Annotated in this window: 24 protein-coding genes; all 24 read left to right on the top strand. The window is 32.5% G+C overall.

What is annotated here, in order from left to right:
- The 24 genes from DDF69_RS08035 (at window position 1) to DDF69_RS07920 (ending at window position 22,646) form a co-directional block, all read left to right on the top strand.
- Window positions 1-1,011 carry a Gfo/Idh/MocA family protein gene (locus DDF69_RS08035; RefSeq protein WP_114820471.1) on the top strand — a complete coding sequence of 337 codons (1,011 nt, stop codon included), beginning with the start codon at window positions 1-3 and terminating at the stop codon, window positions 1,009-1,011.
- Window positions 998-2,290 (top strand): lipopolysaccharide biosynthesis protein, encoded by a 1,293-nt coding sequence (locus DDF69_RS08030; protein ID WP_114820332.1) that lies wholly within the window; start codon window positions 998-1,000, stop codon window positions 2,288-2,290. The genes DDF69_RS08035 and DDF69_RS08030 overlap by 14 nt, the downstream gene beginning before the upstream one ends.
- A 6-nt stretch (window positions 2,291-2,296) precedes the next feature.
- Window positions 2,297-3,199, top strand: a complete 903-nt coding sequence (locus DDF69_RS08025; protein ID WP_114820331.1) for an AAC(3) family N-acetyltransferase — start codon at window positions 2,297-2,299, stop codon at window positions 3,197-3,199.
- A gap of 9 nt (window positions 3,200-3,208) precedes the next feature.
- The gene (locus DDF69_RS08020) at window positions 3,209-4,747 is read left to right on the top strand and encodes an amino acid adenylation domain-containing protein (protein WP_114820330.1); all 1,539 of its coding nucleotides are present in this window, start codon (window positions 3,209-3,211) and stop codon (window positions 4,745-4,747) included.
- A complete protein-coding gene (locus DDF69_RS08015; RefSeq protein WP_114820329.1) occupies window positions 4,748-5,575 on the top strand; it encodes a GNAT family N-acetyltransferase in 828 nt (275 codons plus the stop codon).
- Window positions 5,565-5,795, top strand: a complete 231-nt coding sequence (locus DDF69_RS08010) for an acyl carrier protein (RefSeq protein WP_047386878.1) — start codon at window positions 5,565-5,567, stop codon at window positions 5,793-5,795. The genes DDF69_RS08015 and DDF69_RS08010 overlap by 11 nt, the downstream gene beginning before the upstream one ends.
- A 2-nt stretch (window positions 5,796-5,797) precedes the next feature.
- Window positions 5,798-6,865, top strand: coding sequence for a 3-oxoacyl-ACP synthase III family protein (locus DDF69_RS08005; protein WP_114820328.1), 1,068 nt, complete (start codon window positions 5,798-5,800; stop codon window positions 6,863-6,865).
- A gap of 36 nt (window positions 6,866-6,901) precedes the next feature.
- Entirely contained in the window at window positions 6,902-7,102 is a 201-nt protein-coding gene (locus tag DDF69_RS08000; protein WP_227944283.1) for an acyl carrier protein, read from the top strand.
- Window positions 7,095-7,862, top strand: a complete 768-nt coding sequence (locus DDF69_RS07995) for an SDR family NAD(P)-dependent oxidoreductase (RefSeq protein WP_114820327.1) — start codon at window positions 7,095-7,097, stop codon at window positions 7,860-7,862. Before DDF69_RS08000 ends, DDF69_RS07995 begins: the two co-directional genes overlap by 8 nt.
- Window positions 7,863-7,865: 3 nt before the next feature.
- A complete protein-coding gene (locus DDF69_RS07990; protein ID WP_114820326.1) occupies window positions 7,866-8,609 on the top strand; it encodes an SDR family NAD(P)-dependent oxidoreductase in 744 nt (247 codons plus the stop codon).
- A 2-nt stretch (window positions 8,610-8,611) separates the two neighbouring features.
- Window positions 8,612-9,238: an MBL fold metallo-hydrolase gene (locus tag DDF69_RS07985; protein WP_162800890.1), complete on the top strand. Its 627-nt coding sequence runs from the start codon at window positions 8,612-8,614 to the stop codon at window positions 9,236-9,238.
- Complete coding sequence (locus tag DDF69_RS07980; RefSeq protein ID WP_114820324.1) at window positions 9,228-10,547, top strand: polysaccharide deacetylase family protein; 1,320 nt, start codon at window positions 9,228-9,230, stop codon at window positions 10,545-10,547. Before DDF69_RS07985 ends, DDF69_RS07980 begins: the two co-directional genes overlap by 11 nt.
- A 288-nt stretch (window positions 10,548-10,835) precedes the next feature.
- Complete coding sequence (locus DDF69_RS07975) at window positions 10,836-11,756, top strand: O-antigen ligase family protein (RefSeq protein ID WP_162800889.1); 921 nt, start codon at window positions 10,836-10,838, stop codon at window positions 11,754-11,756.
- A gap of 119 nt (window positions 11,757-11,875) precedes the next feature.
- Window positions 11,876-13,066 (top strand): glycosyltransferase family 4 protein, encoded by a 1,191-nt coding sequence (locus DDF69_RS07970; RefSeq protein ID WP_114820322.1) that lies wholly within the window; start codon window positions 11,876-11,878, stop codon window positions 13,064-13,066.
- Complete coding sequence (locus DDF69_RS07965) at window positions 13,047-13,985, top strand: hypothetical protein (RefSeq protein ID WP_114820321.1); 939 nt, start codon at window positions 13,047-13,049, stop codon at window positions 13,983-13,985. The genes DDF69_RS07970 and DDF69_RS07965 overlap by 20 nt, the downstream gene beginning before the upstream one ends.
- 4 nt (window positions 13,986-13,989) lie before the next feature.
- Complete coding sequence (locus DDF69_RS07960) at window positions 13,990-15,135, top strand: N-acetyl sugar amidotransferase (RefSeq protein ID WP_114820320.1); 1,146 nt, start codon at window positions 13,990-13,992, stop codon at window positions 15,133-15,135.
- Window positions 15,132-15,746, top strand: a complete 615-nt coding sequence (gene hisH, locus DDF69_RS07955) for an imidazole glycerol phosphate synthase subunit HisH (protein WP_114820319.1) — start codon at window positions 15,132-15,134, stop codon at window positions 15,744-15,746. The genes DDF69_RS07960 and hisH overlap by 4 nt, the downstream gene beginning before the upstream one ends.
- 6 nt (window positions 15,747-15,752) lie before the next feature.
- Window positions 15,753-16,514: an AglZ/HisF2 family acetamidino modification protein gene (locus DDF69_RS07950; RefSeq protein ID WP_114820318.1), complete on the top strand. Its 762-nt coding sequence runs from the start codon at window positions 15,753-15,755 to the stop codon at window positions 16,512-16,514.
- Between the two features lie 47 nt (window positions 16,515-16,561).
- Window positions 16,562-17,596: a polysaccharide biosynthesis protein gene (locus tag DDF69_RS07945; protein ID WP_114820317.1), complete on the top strand. Its 1,035-nt coding sequence runs from the start codon at window positions 16,562-16,564 to the stop codon at window positions 17,594-17,596.
- A 4-nt stretch (window positions 17,597-17,600) separates the two neighbouring features.
- A complete protein-coding gene (locus DDF69_RS07940) occupies window positions 17,601-18,023 on the top strand; it encodes a WxcM-like domain-containing protein (RefSeq protein WP_114820316.1) in 423 nt (140 codons plus the stop codon).
- A gap of 2 nt (window positions 18,024-18,025) precedes the next feature.
- Window positions 18,026-19,144: an NAD-dependent epimerase/dehydratase family protein gene (locus DDF69_RS07935; protein ID WP_114820315.1), complete on the top strand. Its 1,119-nt coding sequence runs from the start codon at window positions 18,026-18,028 to the stop codon at window positions 19,142-19,144.
- A 1-nt stretch (window position 19,145) separates the two neighbouring features.
- Entirely contained in the window at window positions 19,146-20,360 is a 1,215-nt protein-coding gene (locus DDF69_RS07930; RefSeq protein WP_162800888.1) for an O-antigen ligase family protein, read from the top strand.
- The gene (wecB, locus tag DDF69_RS07925; RefSeq protein WP_114820470.1) at window positions 20,308-21,444 is read left to right on the top strand and encodes a non-hydrolyzing UDP-N-acetylglucosamine 2-epimerase; all 1,137 of its coding nucleotides are present in this window, start codon (window positions 20,308-20,310) and stop codon (window positions 21,442-21,444) included. Before DDF69_RS07930 ends, wecB begins: the two co-directional genes overlap by 53 nt.
- Window positions 21,441-22,646 (top strand): glycosyltransferase family 4 protein, encoded by a 1,206-nt coding sequence (locus DDF69_RS07920; RefSeq protein ID WP_114820313.1) that lies wholly within the window; start codon window positions 21,441-21,443, stop codon window positions 22,644-22,646. The genes wecB and DDF69_RS07920 overlap by 4 nt, the downstream gene beginning before the upstream one ends.
- The last annotated feature ends 16 nt before the right edge of the window (window positions 22,647-22,662 follow it).

Genomic DNA, 22,662 nt, shown 5'->3' with positions numbered 1-22,662 from the left:
ATGAGTGAAAAAATAAAATTTGCAGTAGTGGGCTGCGGGCATATCGGCAAGAGACATGCTGAGATGATCACAAGAAATTCTGAATGTGAGCTTGTAGCTCTAATAGATATAAAGGATAAATCTTCTTTAGGAATTGAAAGCTATGATGTTCCTTTCTTTACATCATTAGATGAATTTTTGAAAGCAGGAATAGAAGCAGATGTTATCAATATTGCTACTCCCAACGGATTCCACTTTGAACAATCTTATAAAGCCATTGATGCCGGAAAGCATATTGTTGTGGAAAAACCACTGACTTTGAATAAGCAAGATGCAGAAAAACTTATTTTTCAGGCTCTGCACAAACACAAACAGGTTTTTGCGGTAATGCAAAACCGTTATTCTCCACCCTCTGCCTGGGTTAAAGAAATGGTAGAAAGCGGAAAATTGGGTGAAGTATACATGGTTCAGCTTAATTGCTACTGGAATCGTGATGACAGATACTATAAGCCGGAATCATGGCACGGAAAGAAAGATCTGGATGGTGGAACATTATTTACACAGTTTTCTCATTTTATAGATATTATGTACTGGCTGTTCGGTGATATTACCAATATACAGGCAAAATTTGCTGATTTTAATCACCAGACTCTTACAGATTTTGAAGACTCAGGATTTATTAGTTTCGATTTCGTAAACGGTGGGATGGGAGCATTAAACTATTCTACTTCAGTATGGAATCAAAACCTTGAAAGTTCAATGACAATTATTGCAGAGAACGGTGCAATAAAAATTGGAGGGCAATATATGGATAAAGTTGAGGTGTGCAATGTGAAAGATTATGTGATGCCGGAACTTCCTCCTACCAATCCAGGAAATGATTATGGCGCATATAAAGGTTCTGCAGCTAATCATCACTATATTATTGAAAATGTAGTAGACGTATTAAAAGGAAGAAATACCATTACAACCAATGCTTTGGAAGGGTTGAAAGTAGTAGATATTATCGAAAGAATTTATGCCAATAAATAATATTATTCTTCGGCTTAAAGAAATGCTTAGCAGTGATTTCAGGAAAAACCTCTTGGTGATGATCGGAGGTTCTTTCTTTGCACAATTAATACCTATTCTTTTTTCGTTTCTCCTAACCAGAATCTATACTCCAGAAGACTTTGGGGTATTTTCTAATTTTTCAGCGGTACTTTCATTTTTATTGGTATTTATGATGCTTAAATATGAAATGGCTGTTATTCTTCCGAAAAAAGACTCAGTTGCAGCTAATTTAATAGTGCTGTGTTTAGGAATAGGCGTTTTCTTTTTTGCGTTGAGTTCTGTAATTATTTATTTGTTTGATACATTTATTTATAAGGCTTTCAATTTTGAAAGCCATAATAATTTTTTGGTATACATTCCTTTGGCAGGATTGTTATTTTCAGCATTTAACCTGTTAAATGAATGGTTTGTAAGGAAGAAATATTTTCAGAATCTTGTTAAGAATAAAATTATTAATAACTCTTCTATTGCTGGAATTTCAGCATTACTTCCTCAAATAAATATTTTAAGTCTTGGACTTATTAAAGGACAGATTTTTGGACAGGTATTGTCAGTTGTTTCAGGATTTTATATTGTTTTAAAAAAAGACAAAGCGAGTTTCAGAAATATTGACAAAAGAGTGATGAAGAAACTCTTTTTCAAGTATATTAATTTTGCTAAATTTAATATACCAGGCCAGTTGATTAATACATTGTCTGTCCAAATTGTTATTTTTTATCTAACATCTCAATTTGGGTTTAAAGTAGTGGGATTTTATGCACTTACTGACCGGTTTTTGGGCGTTCCGTTATCATTTATTGGAAATGCTGTAAAAGATGTATTTAAACAGAAAGCCGCTGAGGATTATAGAAATAATGGTGAGTGTTCCGGAATATATAAAAAAACAACATTATTGTTAATAGCCTGTGCTTTACCACCATTCATCATTCTTTTTATTTTTGCTCCGGATCTTTTTGCGTTTTTCTTTGGCAGCCAATGGAAAGATTCCGGGATATTTGCGCAGATATTATGTGTAATGTATCTGCTGAGTTTTATAACAATGCCTACAGGATGGCTATTTGTAATTGCAGAAAAACAAAAATTTGATTTTTTATGGCAGATGTTATTTCTTATTTTTACTGTAGCATCATTAGGGTTTGGGTATATCTTATTTAAAGGTGATGTCGTTTATACACTATTACTATTGTCTGTTGGAAGAAGTATTACGTATTTAATTCAAATGATAATGACGTATAGACTTGCAATTGGAAAAGTTTAGACAACAATGAAAAGAAAAATTTTCGATCTTCTGAGGAATAGACTGAAAGTAAGATCATTAACTCATCTAAGAAATAAATATAAAAGGAAGTTCGATAAACAAGTTTATCGAAAAAAAATTACCTCTGAAGAATTAGCTGAGAAATTCCGGAAAATGGGTGTACAAAAAGGAAATGTAATTTTTATTCATAGTTCTTGGGATGAATTTTATAATTATGAAGGTACTCCCGAAACCTTTATTGATATGGTGCTGGATTTAATTGGTGAAGAGGGAACTCTTTTAATGCCGTCATATCCATTAATAAGAAAGAAAGGAGGAACGTTTAGTATTAAAACAACCCCCACGTTAGCCGGTTTATTGCCAGAAGTTTTCAGAAATTATAAAAAAATAGAAAGAAGCCTTGATTACCACTCTGTAGCTGCATTTGGAAAATTAGCCAAATATTTGACAGAATCTCATGTGTATTCTGAATCTTCTTGGGATGAAAATTCTCCTTATTATAAACTTGCTGATGTAAAGGCAAAAGTGTTTTCATTAGGATTAGGAAAACATCATGTGGGAACTATAATGCATTGTGCAGACAGTATATTAAGAAGAAAGTATGAATATTTTGATCTGTTTTTTAAAAAAAATGCAAAGATCAATATTAAAAAAGAGAATGGTGAAATCATCACTAAAAATTATCTGACTAAAGAAGATGACTTTTATTATAGTTTTACCGAAAAATCACATTGGGGAGTTGTAAAAAAATATTTTGACCCGGGTAAATATAAAATAGAAAAGCTTTCAAATCTCAATATCACAATGTTTGATGCTGAATATGTTGTTCATCGTGTTATTGAATTAGGCAAAAAAGGAATTGTGGTCTATACAGATCCGGATCCAAAAAAATATACATTTAGCAAATAAATATTACGTATGAAAAAAAATCTGATTGAATATTTTATCAACACAACAAAACGATTCCCTGATAAAACAGCTGTCGTAGAAAATGAAGATAAAATCAGCTTTGAAAATCTTTATAAAAGAACTGCTATTGTGGCAATGCTATTGCTGGCAAAAAAAGATATTTTAAACAAGCCGGTGGCAGTTTATTTACCCAAATCCATCCACTGCGTAACAGCAGATCTTGGGATTATGTTTTCTGGAAATGCCTATTTAAATCTGGATGTTAAAAGTCCTTTGCAAAGAGTTTCCGCAATTTTAAATCTTGTTGAACCTGAATATTTAATTACAACAAATGCTTTTAAGAAGAATATTGAAAGTATTTATCCCGAAGAGAAACTGATCATCATTGATGATATTGATTTTAACCAGGTTTTTGATCATGATAAAGAGTCTCAAGACCTTTATTTAAGACTTGAGGACAGATCTATTGATACGGATATGTCTTGTATTATCAATACATCAGGATCTACAGGGGTACCTAAAAGCGTAGCCCTGAATCACAGAAGCTTTATAGATTTCATTGAAATATCCAATGAAATATTTAAGTTTTCAGATAATGAAATTATAGGATCTCTTTCTCCGGTTATTTTTGATATTTATAGTTATGAATTATGTATGTTGATGGCCCATTCCAGTACAATAGTAGTACTTCCGGAACATATGGCGGCATTCCCTATAAAAATCCTTGAAGTACTGGAAAAGGAGAAAATAAGTTTTATATTCTGGGTACCTACTATTATGGTGAATATTGCCAATATGGATCTTTTGAAATCAATAGACCTATCCTCTTTAAAGCTAGTTTGGTTTGCAGGTGAAGTATTCCCTACAAAACAATTTAACTATTGGTACAAGTCCTTGCCCCATACGAAATTTGCTAACCTTTATGGGCCTATAGAAATCACACTTGATTGTACTTATTATATCATAAACAGAGAGTTTAGTGATAATGAGCCATTGCCGATAGGATTTCCTTATAGAAATACAGATGTATTAATCATTACTGATGAAAATAAACTAGCAGAGAAAGGCGAAGAGGGAGAATTATGTGTGAGAGGTTCTTCCTTAGCTTTAGGATACTACAATGCTCCTGAAAAAACAGCAGCAGCATTCGTTAACAATCCATTGAATAAGCATTATCCTGAAACAATTTACAGAACGGGAGATATTGTCTCTGTAAATGAAAGAGGAGAAATAATATTTAAAGGAAGAAAAGATACCCTTGTAAAACACCAAGGGTACAGAATTGAATTAGGAGAAATTGAACATATTGTTGTAAACAGTCTCAAGCTTGTTAAAAACGCTTGTTGCGTTTATAACAGAGAGAGAAAAGAGATTGTTCTGGTGTATGAAAATGATACAGAAGTAGAGCCTAATGTCTTCAGAAAAGAAATCTTAAATGTACTTCCTAAATATATGATCCCAACTTCTTATAAGTTTCTAGCAGAAATGCCTAGAAATCCTAACGGTAAAATAGACAGAGCACTTTTAAATCGACAAATCAATTCTTAAATGGAAGAAACAGGAGCACTTGATTTTAATCTTATTAAGGAAGATCAAATAAGACTTAGAAGTAAAACATTTTGTACAAATTTCTTTTTGTCTGAAGAAAAGTTTGGTTTCCTGACTGATGGAAAAAAAACAATTGCATACCGTTCTGAAAATGGATTATATTTCCTGATTGAACAAGATAACTTCTATAAATTTTTTTTTATCACAAATGATCTTAATGATCTTAAAAAAAATCTTGAGATAATTAATAAACAATTTGAAAATGTAATGATTGTTTCTGAAATTGTTGGCAACCAAGACTATCTTAAAGGCATACTTTCTGAGTTCACAAACACAGGTTTTTGTAAATATACAAGACTTATGAGGATGAATAAGATGCGAAAGGAAATGGCTCAATTCAATCTTCCAGACAATATTTATCAGCTTGGAGAAGATAGGTTAGAGGAACTGCAAAATATTTATCACAAATATTTTAATAAATTTGCAGAACAGATTCCTACCCGGAGGGAACTTCAGAAAATGATAGAACAAAAGGATGTTTATTATTATTCAGATGATTATGAAATTCAGGGATTTATTATTTTTGAAAAGAATGGAATTACTTCCCATCTCAGATATTGGTTTGTGTCACCTGATCATAGGAGTAAAAAAATAGGATCCAAGCTTATGGACGTGTTTTTTACTAAATTTGAAGATGTAAAGAGAGAAATCTTTTGGGTAATTGATACTAATGAAAATGCTATTAAAAGATATAAACATTTTGGATTTGTAGAAGAAGAAATGTATAATATAGTACTATTAAATAAAAGACTTAAATATGAAGAATAAAATAATTGAGATATTAAACAGTGTAAGACCAGAATTTGATTTCTCTCAGGAAACAGATTTTATCAGCCGAGGATTATTGGATTCCTTTGATATGGTTTCTTTGGTGACAACTTTGGATGAGCAATTTTCAATCTCGATAGATGGAACAGATATTTTGCCTGAAAACTTTGAAACATTAGAATCTATCGAAAATGTTTTAAAGAGAAATGGCGCTGTATAATTATGAAAATTAAAACATCAAATAAAAAAATATCAGGGATACTTAGCATTCTTCCTGCAAATGTTGTGAAATTTGAAGATGAAATGCATAATTATTCTTTCTCAGAAGCAAAATCTCTTAAGCTGAAAATGGCGATGGGATTTAATACAAAACGTATTGTGGAATCTGAGAATATTACCAGCTACGATTTGGTGATAAAAGGATTTGATTATCTTCTGGATAAAAGATTATTGAATAAAGAAGAGATAGATGCCATTCTATTTGTTTCTCAGTCTCCAGAATATATAATGCCTCCTACGAGCAACTTACTGCATCAGTATCTGGATTTATCAGACCATGTTTTATGTATGGATATTAATCAGGGCTGCGCGGGATTTATTATTGGACTTCAACAAGCATTTATGTTACTGGATAATCCTTCAATTAATAAAGTTTTACTTTGTAATGCCGATGTTTTAAGTCCAAAAGTTTCAAAACAGGATAGAAACAGTAATCCTCTTATAGGAGATGCTGCAGCTATTACCATCGTAGAAAAAGATGAAAATAACAACCTTATCTATGGTGAAATATTAATGGACGGAAAAGGTGCAATGGCACTTAATATCCCTGCTGGTGGAGCACGATGTCCAATCACCGCAGAAACTGGAGAGCTTTATGAAGACTCTTTTGGAAACAAAAGAAGTAAAAATCATCTGGTTATGCAGGGAGACAATGTTTTCAACTTTGTACAGACAAACGTACCTAAACAAGTAGAACGCATTTTGGAAGAAGCAGGAAAAAAAGTGGATGAAATCGAATATTTTCTATTCCATCAGCCGAATAAGTTTATGCTTCAGAAACTAGCCGATAAAATTGGCGTAAGCAGAGACAAACTTCCAAGCAATGTGGTGGAAAATCACGGCAACTCCAGTGGAGTTACAATACCTGTTACTACTACATTTAATATTGGAGAAAGACTTGAAAAAGAAACTATGGATGTTTGTTTTTCAGGTTTTGGAGTAGGACTTACTTGGGGGACTATCGTTATGAATATAGGAAATATGAATTTTTGTAGACAAATAGAAGTTTAAACTTAAAATATAAATATGGAAAATTTTTTGGAACAAATGTCAGAAATTTTAGAAGTAGATCAGGTAAATCTTGCGGATAACCTTACAAGCTTTGAAGCTTGGGATTCTCTGGCTACTCTTTCAATTATTGCTATGGCAGATGAAGAATATGGAGTATCATTAGTCAATCAGGAAATTACAGATTCTAAAACTGTTGAAGGACTATATAATTTAATTTTATCTAAACAGAATGCTTAAAGAAACTGGTTTTCTGGATTTTTCTTCTAAAAATATAATGATCACCGGTGCCGGGTCAGGTATTGGTAGAGTAACAGCAGTTAGCCTATCTTTATTAGGGGCAAATCTGTTGTTACTTGATATCAATGAAGATGGACTTAAAGAAACACAGAAACTTTGTAAGAATAATTCTTTACTGTTGGTACATGACCTTTCAGATATCACCGGATTAAAGCAGGCCGTAGAAAGTAAAATTTCAGAAATAGGAAAGCTTGACGGTTTGGTGAATGTTGCGGGAATCCCTTGTGTACAGCCATTAAAGACACTTAAGGCTGAAACTGCTGAAAAAGTTTTCAAAATTAATACATTAGCGGCTCTTGAGCTTTCAAAAATATTCTGCAGTGTCAAAAACCATAGAGGAGAACATCCATCTATCACGTTTATTTCATCTGTCTACGGAATTGTAGGATCATCTGCAAATGTGGCATATTCAATGTCCAAATCTGCATTACATGGAATTACCAAGTCTCTAGCAATTGAAATGGCCGGAAAGAAAATAAGAGTAAACTGTATTGCTCCCGGATTTATAAAAACTGAAATGCTGGATGGCGTTTCAAGTATCTTTGATGATGAATATAGTCAGAGATTAAATGCTCTTCATCCTATGGGGCTTGGAGAAGCACAGGATATTGCAAATGCAGCCGTTTTTTTAGCTTCAGACATGAGCAAATGGATAACCGGAACAATTTTATCAGTGGACGGAGGATTCACAGCAATATAAAAAATGAGAGAAACAGTTTTATTAACAGGAGCTACAGCAGGAATCGGAGAAGAGATAGCTGTAAAATTATCAGAAGCCTATGATTTGGTTCTTACAGGTAGAAATGTAGAGAAGCTAAATGAACTTAAAAATAAGCTTTCAGACGGCTGTACATCGCATATTCTGGCTCTAGATCTAAGTAATTTGGAAAATACAGAAAAAACATTTGTACAATTTCTCAATGAGAATAGTATTAATGTTCATAAGCTGGTACACTGTGCCGGATTTATGAAAATGATTCCATTGAAACTGGTTAATAATGATTTTATGATGGAGTGTTTTACGACAAACGTTTTCTCAGCAAACTTACTTATTAAACTGCTTGTTAATAAAAAAATCAATAATTCATTATTGAATTCTGTAGTGTTTATTTCAAGTAATATTAGCAACCGCGGAGCAAAAGCTATGAGTACTTATGGTGCTTCCAAGTCTGCTTTGGATGGATTGATGCGTAATTTGGCAGTAGAGCTAGCTCCAAGGGTTAGAATTAACTCCGTATTACCAGGTGCAGTACTGACAAAAATGACTCAAAACATATTTGATAATGAGGCTGTAATGGACAGAATGCAAGCTCAGTATCCTTTAGGAATTGGGTATGCAAAAGATATTGCTGACGCAGTAAACTATTTATTATCTGCTGATGCGAGATGGATTACAGGACAACAGATGACTGTAGACGGTGGGCGTTCTATAAATATATCTTCCTAAAAATGCAGATATCCATCAGAAAATTTGAAAATAGGCCTGTAGACTCAAACTGTTTCTTAATTTTTAATGAACAGAAATATGGAATAATCATAGATCCCGGTACCCAAAATCATCAAGAGCTATATGACTTTATTGATAAGGAAAATATTACTATCGAATACTGCATAATTACTCATGGACATTTTGATCATGTATACGGGGTAGAAGATATAATATCCCGATATAATCCTATATGCATTTTAAGCAGTGAGTCCCTTTTATATATACAAAACAGTAAAAAAAATCTTTCAGTATTTTATGGGAAACAGTTTTCTTATAAAATTGAAAAATATATAGCTGTTACTGAAAAGTGTATCATTAACTGGCATGGTCAGAAAATAGAGTTTTATCCTACACAGGGACATTCAGATTCTTGTATAAGTATTAAAATCAATAAAGATATATTTGTAGGTGATCTGATGATAAATGGCGAAAAAACAGTAACAAAATTACCTTCAGGTAATAAAAAAATGGCAGAAAAGTCTATTCATGAAGTACTGAATCTTGATGAGGTGGAAATTATTTTTGGAGGACATGGAGAATCCATGACAAAAATTCAAGCAGAGAATTTTTTTTTCAATGAGAACTGAAAATGCATTAAAATATACAATTGATACTATCTTGGAGATTGCTCTGGGATATAAAATTGAATTTTCTATTGTTGAAATTTCAGAAACAAATATTGAAATTAAAGTAAGAGGTAAAAATATCAATTTCAGTATTTGCGGAACTGAAGATTTTAATAAACTTCTTAGCGGCGATCTTAAACTTTCAGATATTTCTGCATTTGATGATTATTATAAGATCCCGATTCTTAAAATTGGTAAAGAAAATATACTTTACCATACAGAAAATGAAAAAATCATTTTCAATTTTGATATTCTTTCTTTATCATTTATCCTATTATCGGGTTTGGATGAGCTAGTCTCTGCAGAAAGAGATGAACATGATAGATTTCTATATAAAAATAGTATTGCCAAGAAGTACAATACTATTAAAATACCTTTAGTAGATGAATATGCCATGTTGATTAGGATAATTCTAAAAAAAGAATATCCTGATCTAGAAATTAAACCCAGACAATTTTCAATAACTCCAACACATGATATTGATGATATTTACCGATTTACAGGAACTGTAAAATCAATAAAATCAATTCTATCACAGCTGCTCAGATCAAAAAATATAAAAGAAGTTATAATTGCAGTAAAGTTTTTTTTTCAGAGCCTGTCAGATCAACGTAGAGATCCTTATTTTAAAGGCATAGAAACCCTTCTTAAAGATTCGGAAGCTAATGGGCTAAAGTCCATTTTTTTCTTTATGGGGGCAAATCCATCTGCATTTGACGCTGGACAAAATATTCGCGATAAAAATTTAAAAGCAATTTTAAATCAAATAAAAGATGCTCATATGATTGCCGGGGTTCACCCTGGATTTTATACTTATAAAGATAGGAATACTCTAAAAATGGAGATTGAAAGAGTAAAAGAAGCAATAGGACATCCTATAGTGCACTCCAGGCAACACTATTTAAGATTTGATAGACAACAGACCTTTGATAATCTGCAGGCTGAAGGAGTAGAAGTAGATTATACTATGGGATTTGCTGAGGAAGAAGGTTTTAAATGTGGAACATCCCATGAGTTCCATCCCTATGATTTTACGAATGATATGCCATATAAATTAAAAGAAAAACCACTCATTGCTATGGATGTTACTCTAAGCTCATACAAAAACTATTCGGTTGCAGAAGCAAAACAGTCTTTAGATCTTCTTTCACAAAGAATACGAAGAACAGGGGGAGATTTTATCATATTATGGCATAACGCGTATGTATATAGGGAGATGGGGTTTTACAAGAATGTTTATTTGGAATTTTTAAATAAAAACAGAAAATAGATGAGAAACTTTCTTAAAACAGTTTTTTCCTATAACTTTTTTAAAGTATTTATATATTTTATTTTCGTATTTTCTGGATCCCTTAAATGGATTCCTTTTCCAATTGATATTACTCTATTAGGAGCTTTCTTATGTGTAATGGTTTTAGTTTTTGAGATAAAATCAATTACTATTTTTAGAAGAGAAGTGTATAGTCAGGTACTTTTAATTTTACTGTTGATGTTTCTTTTCATGGTTTCAAATTTATATACAGTATCTTACATCTATTCTGAAAAAAAGAATATTGCGATGATACTTAATTTTTTGACCGTTTTGTATCCATTTATAGTATTTAAGAATATTGTTTTTGAAGAACTTAAAAACCTTATGTATGTGATTGGAGGGTTTGCTATACTCGTATTATTATATGTCTATTTCACGTACACCTTTATCATATTTTTTGATGTCACACAATATTCAGAAAGCATTCCGACTTATCTTGCCGTAGGAATCATGCTTTCAGCATGTTTCATTTTTTCTATGTCAAGTCAGCGGGTTACCGCTCCTCTGATTATTTACAGAATCATCTTATTATTTTTACTGACTCAACTTGGTGGAAGAGGACCTTTTTTTAATTTGATTCTTTGCATAGGGGTTTATTATTTTCTTAACCTGAAAAATATTAAACTAAATTATAAAGTAGTACTTTCTGCTGCAACAGCTTTTTTTGTTATCTTATTCTATCTTCATGATATTATAGACTTCATTATAGAAAATGTAAATATTGATCGATTTAATCTTTTAAAAGCATCCCAGGAAGATGAAAGTGTTATTTATAGGGTAATGGTTATTAACAAAGGTTTGGAAAGCTTTTACAGTCATCCGTTTATAGGAACAGGAATAGGAAGTTCCGGAATTGCACTTACAGGAATTGATCAGGTTGAATATCCACATAATTTGCTGCTTGAAAGTATGATAGAACTAGGACTTATTGGAGGATTAGCCTATCTATCGATCTATCTCTATTTCTTTATATATAATTTGGAAATTGTGAGAAAAGATAAAAAGCTTTTGGTACTATATGTTATATGTCTTCTTTTTTTTCTTGAAGATATGAAAAGCGGGTCCTTTGACGCTTGGAGGATAAATCTATTCTGGATTTCGATATATCTTGTACAATACAATTTCCGGATGGATTCCACATCAAAGAAGGTGATTCATTCTGTATAAGGCTTATAGATAAAATTGTATTAAAAAAATGATAATAATTAGTACCACCAAGTTAAGGTAGCATCAATGAAGTAGTATTTGGAAAAAAAAATTTTAAAGTTTAAAAACTCAAATAAAAAATGAAAATATTAATGCTTTGTGAACTTTATATAGAAAGTTTGGAGTATCAAGAAAATTTATTGGTTAAATATTACACAAAACATGGACATGAAGTTACAGTAATTACTTCCACATATGAGAATGTTTTTGATTATTATAACAACAAGCATGATAATTCACTGCCGGCGAAAGTGATCTATGATCATGGTGCAAAAATTATAAAATTACCTTTTAAGTTTAATTTTTTAGGAAAAATAAAAAAATATACTTCCATTAAAAAAATAGTGGAAGAAGTACAACCTGATCTGCTCTATATCCATGATATTATGCCTAATATGTTTGAGATGTTGGATTATAAAAAAAAGAATCCACATGTTAAAATGATTATGGATTATCATGCAGACTATAGTAATTCAGCAAATGGTTGGTTGTCTTTAAATATACTACATAAAGTAATCAGAAAGTACTTTTACATGGATCCTATTCGTAAACATATTTCGAAGTTTTATCCAATAGTTCCGGGAAGTACAAAATTCTTAAATGAAGTATATAATATTCCTCATAATGAAATGGATCTGTTACCATTAGGAGCTGATACTGATCTGGTTGCAGAAATAAAGAAGAGCGGAGTTAGAGATGAAATCAGAAACAAATTGGGTATCAATGATGAAGATGTTATAATTTTTACCGGTGGAAAATTTACACCGGCAAAGAAAACTGATTTATTAGTAAAAGCATTTAATGAAATTAACGACACAACCCTTCATTTGCTGATTGTAGGTGATGCAGATCAACATAATCAGGAATATAAAAAAGAATTACTGGCATTATCAAATAATAACCCGAATATTCATTATATTGGCTGGTTGAATAATAGGGGAGTATATGAACATCTATCAGCTTCCGATATTGCTGTGTTTCCTGCAAGTCAGTCTATTGTTTGGCAACAGGCAATAGCCTCTGGACTACCACTTATTGTTGGAGATGTAGGGGAACAGTCGGTACAGTATCTGAATGAATTTGGCGCAATTACAGAGCTTAAGAAAGAAGATATTAATAAAGAACAGATTAAAAAGAGTATAGAAGATATCATATATGGTGAAGATGAACTAAGTTTAAGAAAAGAAATGGCATTAAAAACTTCATCCAAGTACTTGGATTGGAATCACCTAATCAATAAAACGCTCTCTCATGTTAAAATTTCTAATTAATGTAATTTTTATTAGTTTAACCCTTACTTCCTGTAAATATACCGGACAAAAGAAAAGTCAGGATAAACAGCAAAAGAATATACAAAATACTCCTAGGGTACTTATCTGCTCAGGAAATAATGGGAGTGGTTTTAAAAATTTTCTGAAGGATAATCATATTGAATCGGTCAAATTCATTAATGATGCTCAATTTCTGGATCCTAACAAACCATTTACGTTTAATGAAAAACTGCTCCGCGAAGAGGTTACTCGTTCTTTTCCTAACAAAAATGATACAGGAATGGCTTACATTGATATTGAGGCTCCATACCTCGAGTATCTTATTAATGAGCCCCCTACAAGTGAAAATTTCAAAAAAAGTTTACAATTATTTTTAGATGTACTCACATTTGTAAAAAATGAAAGACCGCAAGCTCAAATAGGATATTATTATATTCCTTTTACAAATTATTGGGACAGATCTGATAAATTTTATGAAAAATACAAAAGCATTGAGAAGATTATTATAAAAAGTGATGTTTTATTTCCATCAATCTATATATTTTATAATAATTTGAATTTTAATGTGGAAAATGTTAATTATTTAGAAGATAATACTAGAGAGATGATTAAAATCGCGAGATCATATAATAAAAAAGTATTTCCTTTGATTATGTCACGGTATCATCCATCAAATAGTAGCCTAGGAAATGAAAGAATTGATGAGAGTGATTTTAGGACTTATGTTAATACAATTATGAAAACGCGCTATAACGGGTTTAGTATTGATGGACTTATTTTATGGAACTTTGATGACTACTCATATAGAACTAATGAGCCGAAAATAACCAAGGAATTTGCAAAAAGCAGAATGGATTTTAACACATTTTATGACAACTATATCACAGAAATGTTAGATATAATGATAAAAGAAAAATAAAATTATGGAAAAAGATAGAACCTATCAAATATGTACGAAAACAATTATGGATACTTCTGATCCTAATATTGTTTTTAATGAGAAAGGTGAAAGTGATTATTATATTAACTATAAAGAAAGTATTTTACCAACTTGGCATACTGATGAAAGAGGACTTAAAGAACTTGAGCAGGAAGCAGAAAAAATAAAAAAAGATGGTAAAAACCGGGATTTTGACTGTATTATCGGGCTTAGTGGAGGGTTAGATAGTTCTTATGCCGCCTATGTAGCAAAAGAAATAATGGGCCTTAAACCTCTTATCTTTCACGTAGATGCAGGCTGGAATACAGATAGAGCCGTAAGTAATATTGAGAAATTAGTCAACTCGCTTAATTTGGACCTATACACAGAGGTAATCAACTGGGAGGAAATGAAAGATCTTCAGGTTGCATTTCTAAAATCTCAGATAGCAGATCAAGATTTGCCTCAGGACATTGCTTTTTTCTCAGGTCTATATAAATTTGCGAAAAAAAATAAAATCAAATACGTTCTTACAGGAGGAAACTATTCTACGGAATGTTGTAGAGAACCTGAAGAATGGGGAGCTTATCCAGGAATAGACAAGACCTTGATTCTGGATATTCATAAAAAATTTGGTAAGAGGGAGCTTAAAACATTTCCCATTGTAGATATTTTGAGCTATAAGCTTTATTATAAATACGTTTTGGGAATGCAAGTATATAAGCCTCTTAATTGTATTCCGTATATCAAAAATGATGTAGAAAAAATGTTATCTGATAAATATGGATGGGAAAGCTTTCAGCATAAACATCATGAATCAAGATTTACAAGGTTTTTTGAAGACTATTGGTTACCTAGGAAATTTGGATACCAAAAAAGGAGAGCACACTTCTCAAGCTTGATCCTTACGGGACAAATGACTAGAGATGAAGCTCTGGATAGAGTTTCAAGACCAGAATTATCTGAAGAGTTCTTGCAGAAAGAATTCGAATATGTAGCCCATAAATTAGACCTTACTACAGATGAGCTGCAGAAATTATTCGAAGGTGAAAATAAGACTTATAACGATTATAAGAATAAAAGGTCACTCATAGGAATTGGGGCACAGGCAATGAGAAAACTTGGGCTTGAAAAAAGATTATTCAGATGATAACAATTATTGATTACGGTGTTGGAAATATCAATGCCTTCGTTAATGTATACAAAAGGGTAGACGTTCCGGTGAAGATAGCGAAAACAAAAGAAGATCTTGAAGGAGCGGAAAAACTCATTCTTCCCGGAGTAGGGCATTTTGATCACGCCATGGCCCAATTGAACAATTCAGGAATGAGAGATAAACTGGATGATCTTGTTTTGGGACATAAGATTCCTGTAATTGGTATTTGTGTAGGAATGCAGATGATGGCTAATAACAGCGACGAAGGGAAACTTGATGGTTTAAAGTGGATTGATGCTACTGTTAAAAAATTTGATGAAACAAAAATTCACCAGGTGACACGACTTCCACACATGGGTTGGAATGATGTTAAACCGGTAAAAGATATCGAATTATTTAAAGGACTGGAAGACAACTCCATTTTTTATTTTCTTCATACTTATTATTTCCACTGTAACAATCAGGAGGATATTATGGCTGTTACAGACTATGCAGGTGAATTTGCTTCAGCAGCTCACCACGAGAACAAATATGGAATACAGTTTCATCCGGAGAAAAGCCATCATTATGGTGAAATTTTATTACACAACTTTGCAAAACTTTAAATACACATGCTTAGGCCAAGAATTATACCGAGTCTTCTGATCCAGGATAACGGACTTGTAAAAACTGTTAATTTCAAAAATCCTAAATATGTAGGAGATCCTATCAACGCGGTAAGAATTTTTAACGAAAAAGAAGTTGATGAACTTGCCATTTTTGATATTGATGCTACTACAAAAGGTTTAGAACCAAATTATAGCTTAATAGAAAGAATTGCAAATCAATCACGAATGCCTTTATGCTATGGTGGAGGAGTGAAAACAGTAGAGCAGGCTCAAAAAATTTTCGGATTGGGAATTGAAAAGATTGCATTATCTTCTGCAGTGCTTCAGAACCCTCAATTAATTACTGAAATTGCAGAAAGGGTAGGCTCACAAAGTGTAATTGTTGTGCTGGACGTAAAGAAAAAACTTTTCGGAGGGTATGAGGTGTATACCCATAATGGAAAAAAATCTACAGGGATAAACCCATTTAAGTTTGCAGAAGAATGCCAGAGACTGGGAGCAGGCGAGATTGTGATCAATTCGATAGACCAGGATGGGGTAATGAAGGGATATGATATGGGGCTTATTGATAAAGTTAGAGAACAGATTTCTCTTCCCCTTACTGTTTTAGGAGGTGCAGGTTCATTAAGTGACATCAAGCAGGTTATTGATAAACATGGAATAATTGGTGTTGCTGCAGGAAGCTTGTTTGTATTCAAGGGAGTTTATAAAGCAGTCTTAATAAATTATCCTACTTTTGAAGAAAAAGAAAAACTAATAAAATAATGGATATATTACCCATTTTGAAGGTAAAAATCATACAATAAACACATATGGAAATAAAAAATAAAGTACTTCTTATTACTGGAGGTACAGGTTCATTTGGAACCGCTGTTCTCAGAAAATTTATAAATACAGAGTATTTTAAAGAAATTAGAATCTTTTCCCGGGATGAAAAGAAGCAGGATGACATGAGAAATCAGTTTAAAAGTGATAAGCTGAAGTTTTATATCGGTGACGTAAGGGATTATAAAAGTGTTGAATCTGCAATGATAGGAGTTGATTATGTATTTCATGCCGCAGCTTTAAAGCAAGTTCCTTCTTGTGAGTTTTTTCCAATGCAAGCAGTAAAAACAAATGTTGAGGGCACGCAAAATGTAATTGATGCTGCAGCTCATAATAAAGTTAAAAAAGTAATTTGTTTAAGTACAGATAAAGCTGCTTATCCCATCAATGCTATGGGGATTTCCAAAGCAATGATGGAAAAAGTTGTAGTAGCAGCCTCCAGAAATCTGAAAAATACTACAGTATGTCTTACTAGATACGGAAACGTTATGGCATCCAGAGGTTCTGTGATTCCATTATTTGTTAAACAGATCAAAAATAATGAACCAATTACCATTACAGATCCAAAGATGACCCGGTTTTTAATGTCATTGGAGGAAGCTGTAGAACTTGTATTATTTGCTTTCGAAAATGGGAATACAGGAGACCTGTTTGTAAATAAAGCACCGGCAGGAACTATCGGTGATCTGGCTCAGGCTCTGAAGGAATTATTTAAAGCAGATAATCCGATAAAAGTGATTGGAACAAGACATGGAGAAAAGCTTTATGAAACCCTTTGCACACGTGAAGAAATGCTGAAGGCAGAAGATATGGGAGATTTCTACAGAATTCCGGCAGATAACAGAGATCTTAATTATGATAAGTATTTCTCAGAAGGTATGAAAGACATTTCAAAAATAGAAGATTATCACTCTCATAATACGAAGCGACAGGATGTAGAAGGAATGAAAAAACTTCTTTTGAAACTTCCGTTGATCAGAAAAGAAGTATTGGGAGAAGATGTAACGCAATATCCGGACTAGAAGAATGGATAGTCCAAAAATTATTGAAGGCGGAAAATACGCGGATGAAAGAGGAAATTTGTTTTTCAATAATCAATATGATGCTTCTGCAATAAAAAGAATATATTGCATTGAAAATAATAGCATCGATTATATAAGAGGATGGACTGGACATAAGACAGAACAACGTTGGTTTACAGCCATGCAGGGAGCTTTTATTATTAAATTGGTTAAAGTTGATCATTGGGAAAAACCTTCAAAAGATCTTAGAATTCTTACTTTTGAGCTGAATGCCGGAAAATTAGATGTACTTCACATGCCGGCGGGATATGCTTCCGCAATTCAAGCAAAAGAAAAAGGATCGAAACTCTTAGTAATGGTAAACTATTCTTTAGGTGAAATTGAAGATAATCATCGTTTCCCTTTGGATTATTTTGAAAATATATAATGATGAAAAAAATAGGAATAACCGGACAAAACGGTTTTGTAGGCTCACATCTGTACAATACACTGGGGTTGAAGCCTGAGCAGTATGAAAGAATTGACTTTGACAGATCTTTTTTTGACCATCCGGATCAGCTGGATGCTTTTGTAAAACAATGTGATGTCATTATACACCTAGCAGCAATGAACCGCCATCCGGATCCTGAAGTGATTTTCAATAACAATATTGAACTCGTAAAGAAATTAACAGATTCTTTGGAACGAACAGGATCAAAGGCGCACGTTTTATTTTCATCATCTTCTCAGGAAGAAAGAGATAACCTGTATGGGAAATCGAAAAAAGAAGGAAGAGTGCTTTTGGCAGACTGGGCAAAAAAAGCTGGCGGAAAATTTACAGGAATGATTATTCCTAATGTTTTCGGACCTTTTGGAAAACCAAATTACAATTCATTTGTTGCTACCTTCTGCTACAAACTTACACATGGCGAAACTCCTCTTATTGATAATGACAGCGAAGTGAAACTGATCTACGTAGGGGAACTCGTACAGGAAATTATCGGCCAGATAGAAGCGGCAGATACCAAAGAGCTTTACGAAGTAGGGCATACTTCAGTAAATAAAGTCTCTGAAGTATTGGCAAAGCTTGAAGACTATAAGAAATTATATTTTGATAATGGAGAGATTCCATTGCTTACATCAGCTTTTGAACTGAATCTGTTCAATACTTTCCGTTGTTATTTTGATATTAAAGATCATTATCCTGTCAAATTTACACAACATACTGATCAAAGAGGTGCCTTTGTTGAAGTAATCAGATTGGGAATAGGTGGACAATGTTCATTTTCTACTACCGTTTCTGGTATCACGAGAGGAAATCATTTTCATACAAGAAAAATAGAAAGATTTGCTGTAATAAAGGGGAAAGCTTTAATTCAACTCAGAAAAATAGATACTGATGAAATTTACGACTTCTATCTTGATGGTGCTGAACCTGCTTATGTAGATATGCCGATTTGGTTTACGCACAATATAAAAAATATAGGAGAAGAAGAATTATATACAATTTTTTGGATCAATGAACCCTTTAACCCTGAGGATGCAGATACTTATTTTCTAAATGTCTAATATGGAACTGACAAAAAAAAGTGATATCTGGTTTACCTTTCTTCTGACTTTTGGGTATATATTTTCATACTCATTTGCTGTTTTGTTAGAAGTTACATCAAATAATTATTTTGTTGTTCCATTTCGAATCATTGTATTATTATTGAGTTTTTTTGTTATTTATATAAACTTTGATAATATTAAGAAAAGAAAGCTGACAGTTATTTTTACTGTTCTTTTCTGGATCTTTTATCTATGTAAAGCAATTTATAGTTTTGAAAATGATCTCTATCTACCTCACATATCACAAGAAAAAAATGAGATTTATATTAGGATTATTTTTTTAAATCTTATTCCTTATATAGCGATATTGGGAATAAGTTTTACAAAAGAAATTATGACTAGGCTAAATAGTATTGTTTTTAATTTTTTATTAATAATACTGGGGATAAGCTGTTTATGGACAATATTCATATTTAAGAATTTTGAAAAATCAAGTGGCATATTTGTAAGCTATTATATTAATGTGGGGCATTATGGGTTATCATTACTAATAATGTCTGTCTACTATTATTTTCAAGCCCCTGAAAAATTATTGAAACCTGTTTTAGGTACATTGGTGGGAGTTTTTACCATATTTAGTTCTTCGGCAAGAAGTCCTGTATTAGCAGTTTTTATCATTCTATTGATAGTATTATTTTATCTCAATAAATTAAAGTATTGGATTTTTCTATTATCTTTTGTAGTGTTTTTTGTTATAAGTATTTATTTTTTAAAACAAACGTTAGCATTGGATTTTGAATTTATAAATAGAATGTATAATGCTATTTTTGAAGGGAATGGAAGCGGACGCTCTTATTATTTATTAAGAGGCTGGAATATTTTTAAAGATAATGTTATTTTTGGGGGACGTATCTTATTTGAGGACGGAATGTACCCACATAATATTTTTATTGAAGTATTGATGAGCATGGGAATTGTGGGAGGCGTTTTATTCCTTTTGTATTTTAAGGATATAAGAAAGTTTAAAGTAAGATATGTCAGAGAGCATATGTATTATTTACCTTTCTTTTTGTTTTTTATTCAATATTGCGTGTTGGTTCTTACTTCAGTTAGTATTTTTGGAAATATGGAGTTTTGGAGTTTTTCAGCAATAATGATATCTATAATTTTATTTTGTTATGATGAAGAAATTAAAAGTAATGACAGTCGTAGGCACACGGCCGGAAATCATTAGATTATCAAGAGTGTTATCAGCTTTAGATACTTCTGACGCTGTAGAACATATTGTAGTCCATACAGGACAAAATTATGACTATGAACTTAACCAGATCTTTTTCGAAGATTTAGGCTTAAGAAAACCTGACCATTTCCTGGAAGCAGCAGGAAAAACAGCTGCAGAAACAATTGGAAACATTTTGGTGAAAATTGATCCGCTTCTCGAGAAAGTGAAACCGGATGCGTTTTTAGTACTGGGAGATACAAACTCATGTTTATGTGCTATTCCCGCCAAAAAAAGACAGATTCCGATCTTCCACATGGAAGCTGGAAACAGATGCTTTGATCAAAGAGTTCCCGAAGAAACCAACCGGAAAATTGTAGATCATATTTCAGATATCAATTTAACATATTCGGATATTGCCAGAGAATATCTTTTAAGAGAAGGACTTCCTGCAGACAGAATCATCAAAACCGGTTCCCCAATGTATGAGGTTTTGAATCATTACCTTCCCCAAATTAAAAACTCCGATATTCTTACAAGATTAAATCTTGAAGAAGGAAAGTATTTTGTAGTATCGTCACATAGAGAAGAAAATATTAATTCAGAAAAAAATTTCAGAGGGCTTATCAGCAGCCTAAATGCCATTGCAGAAGAATATCAGTATCCCATCATTTTTTCTACCCATCCGCGAACAAGAAATATGATTGATAAAATGCAGTTTCAGGTTAGATCTGAAATTCAGTTTCTGAAACCACTTGGTTTCCACGATTATAATGCTCTTCAAATGAGAAGTTATGCGGTACTGTCAGATTCAGGTACTATTTCAGAAGAATCTTCGATCCTTAATTTCAGGGCACTCAATATCAGAGAAGCACATGAAAGACCTGAAGCTATGGAGGAAGCTTCTGTTATGATGGTGGGATTATCTCCTGAGAGAATTTTGCAGGGATTGGTACAGCTTAAGCAGCAGCAAACAGGAGACAATAGAAACTACAGACTTGTGGCGGATTATTCCATGCCCAATGTGTCAGAAAAAACGGTTAGAATTATTATAAGCTATACCGATTACATTAACAGAGTAGTCTGGAATAAATTATGAATATCTTGTTTCTTACCTTAGTGAAGATCAATACCCTAAAAGAACGTGGTATTTATCAAGATTTAATGCGGGAGTTTTCCCAGCATGGGCATTTCCTGTATATAGTCTCCCCTGTTGAAAGATGCGAAAATCAAAAGACTAATGTGAAAAAAGAAGGGAATACTGTTTTTCTAAATGTAAAAACACTTAATATTCAGAAAACGAATTTTATTGAAAAGGGATTTTCTACCCTGACAATTGATAAACTCTTTCTAAGAGCCATCAATAAACACTTGTCAGGAGTGAAATTTGATCTGATTATTTACGCCACACCTCCTATTACTTTTACAAACCTTATTAAATATATCAAAAAAAGAGATCAGGCTAAAACATATCTTCTTCTAAAGGATATCTTCCCCCAAAATGCGGTTGATATGCAGCTGATGTCTAAAAAAGGATTACTTTACAACTACTTTAGAAATAAAGAAAAAGAATTATATTTGATTTCAGATAAAATTGGGTGTATGTCGGATGCCAATCTAAAATTTGTGATTGAACATAATTCTTTTATTCCTAAAGAAAAACTGGAGGTAAATCCAAATGCTATTGAGCTCCTGCCCTTAAATAAAGAAATTATTTGCCAATATAAAGAAATTCACGCGAGGTATGGCATCCCGGAAAATAGGAAAATCTTTATCTATGGTGGAAATTTAGGAAAACCTCAGGGAATTGATTTTCTGATAGAAACCTTAAAAGCCAAAGCTGAAGACGACAGATTATTTTTTGTGATAGTAGGCTCTGGAACAGAATTTGGCAGAATGAGGAAATGGTTTGATACTTTCCGCCCCAAAAACGCATTACTTTTATCTGTCATTCCGAAAACTGATTATGACCTGCTGGTACAGTCCTGCCACGTTGGGTTGATCTTTCTGCATAAAGATTTTACGATCCCAAATTATCCGTCCCGTTTACTATCATATCTTGAGTTTAAGTTGCCGGTCCTTACTGCTACGGATTCCTGTACAGATATTGGAACAGATGTAGTTAAGAATAATTGTGGCATCGCTGTGCATTCAGGAAATCTTCAGAAGATGATAAAAGCAATAAATACATTCGTAGAAATGGATGCAAATAACTTTGAAGAAATGAGGGAGAACAGTAGAAAATTCCTGGAAAGAGAATTTCAGGTACAACAATCTTATGATAAAATTATTAACGCTTAAAATAAAGGGAAAAGAA

Source organism: Chryseobacterium sp. KLBC 52, assembly GCF_003347605.1.
Classification (GTDB): domain Bacteria; phylum Bacteroidota; class Bacteroidia; order Flavobacteriales; family Weeksellaceae; genus Chryseobacterium.
The sequence above is the reverse complement of the archived record's forward strand: the minus strand, read 5'-3'. Positions and strand labels throughout refer to the sequence as shown.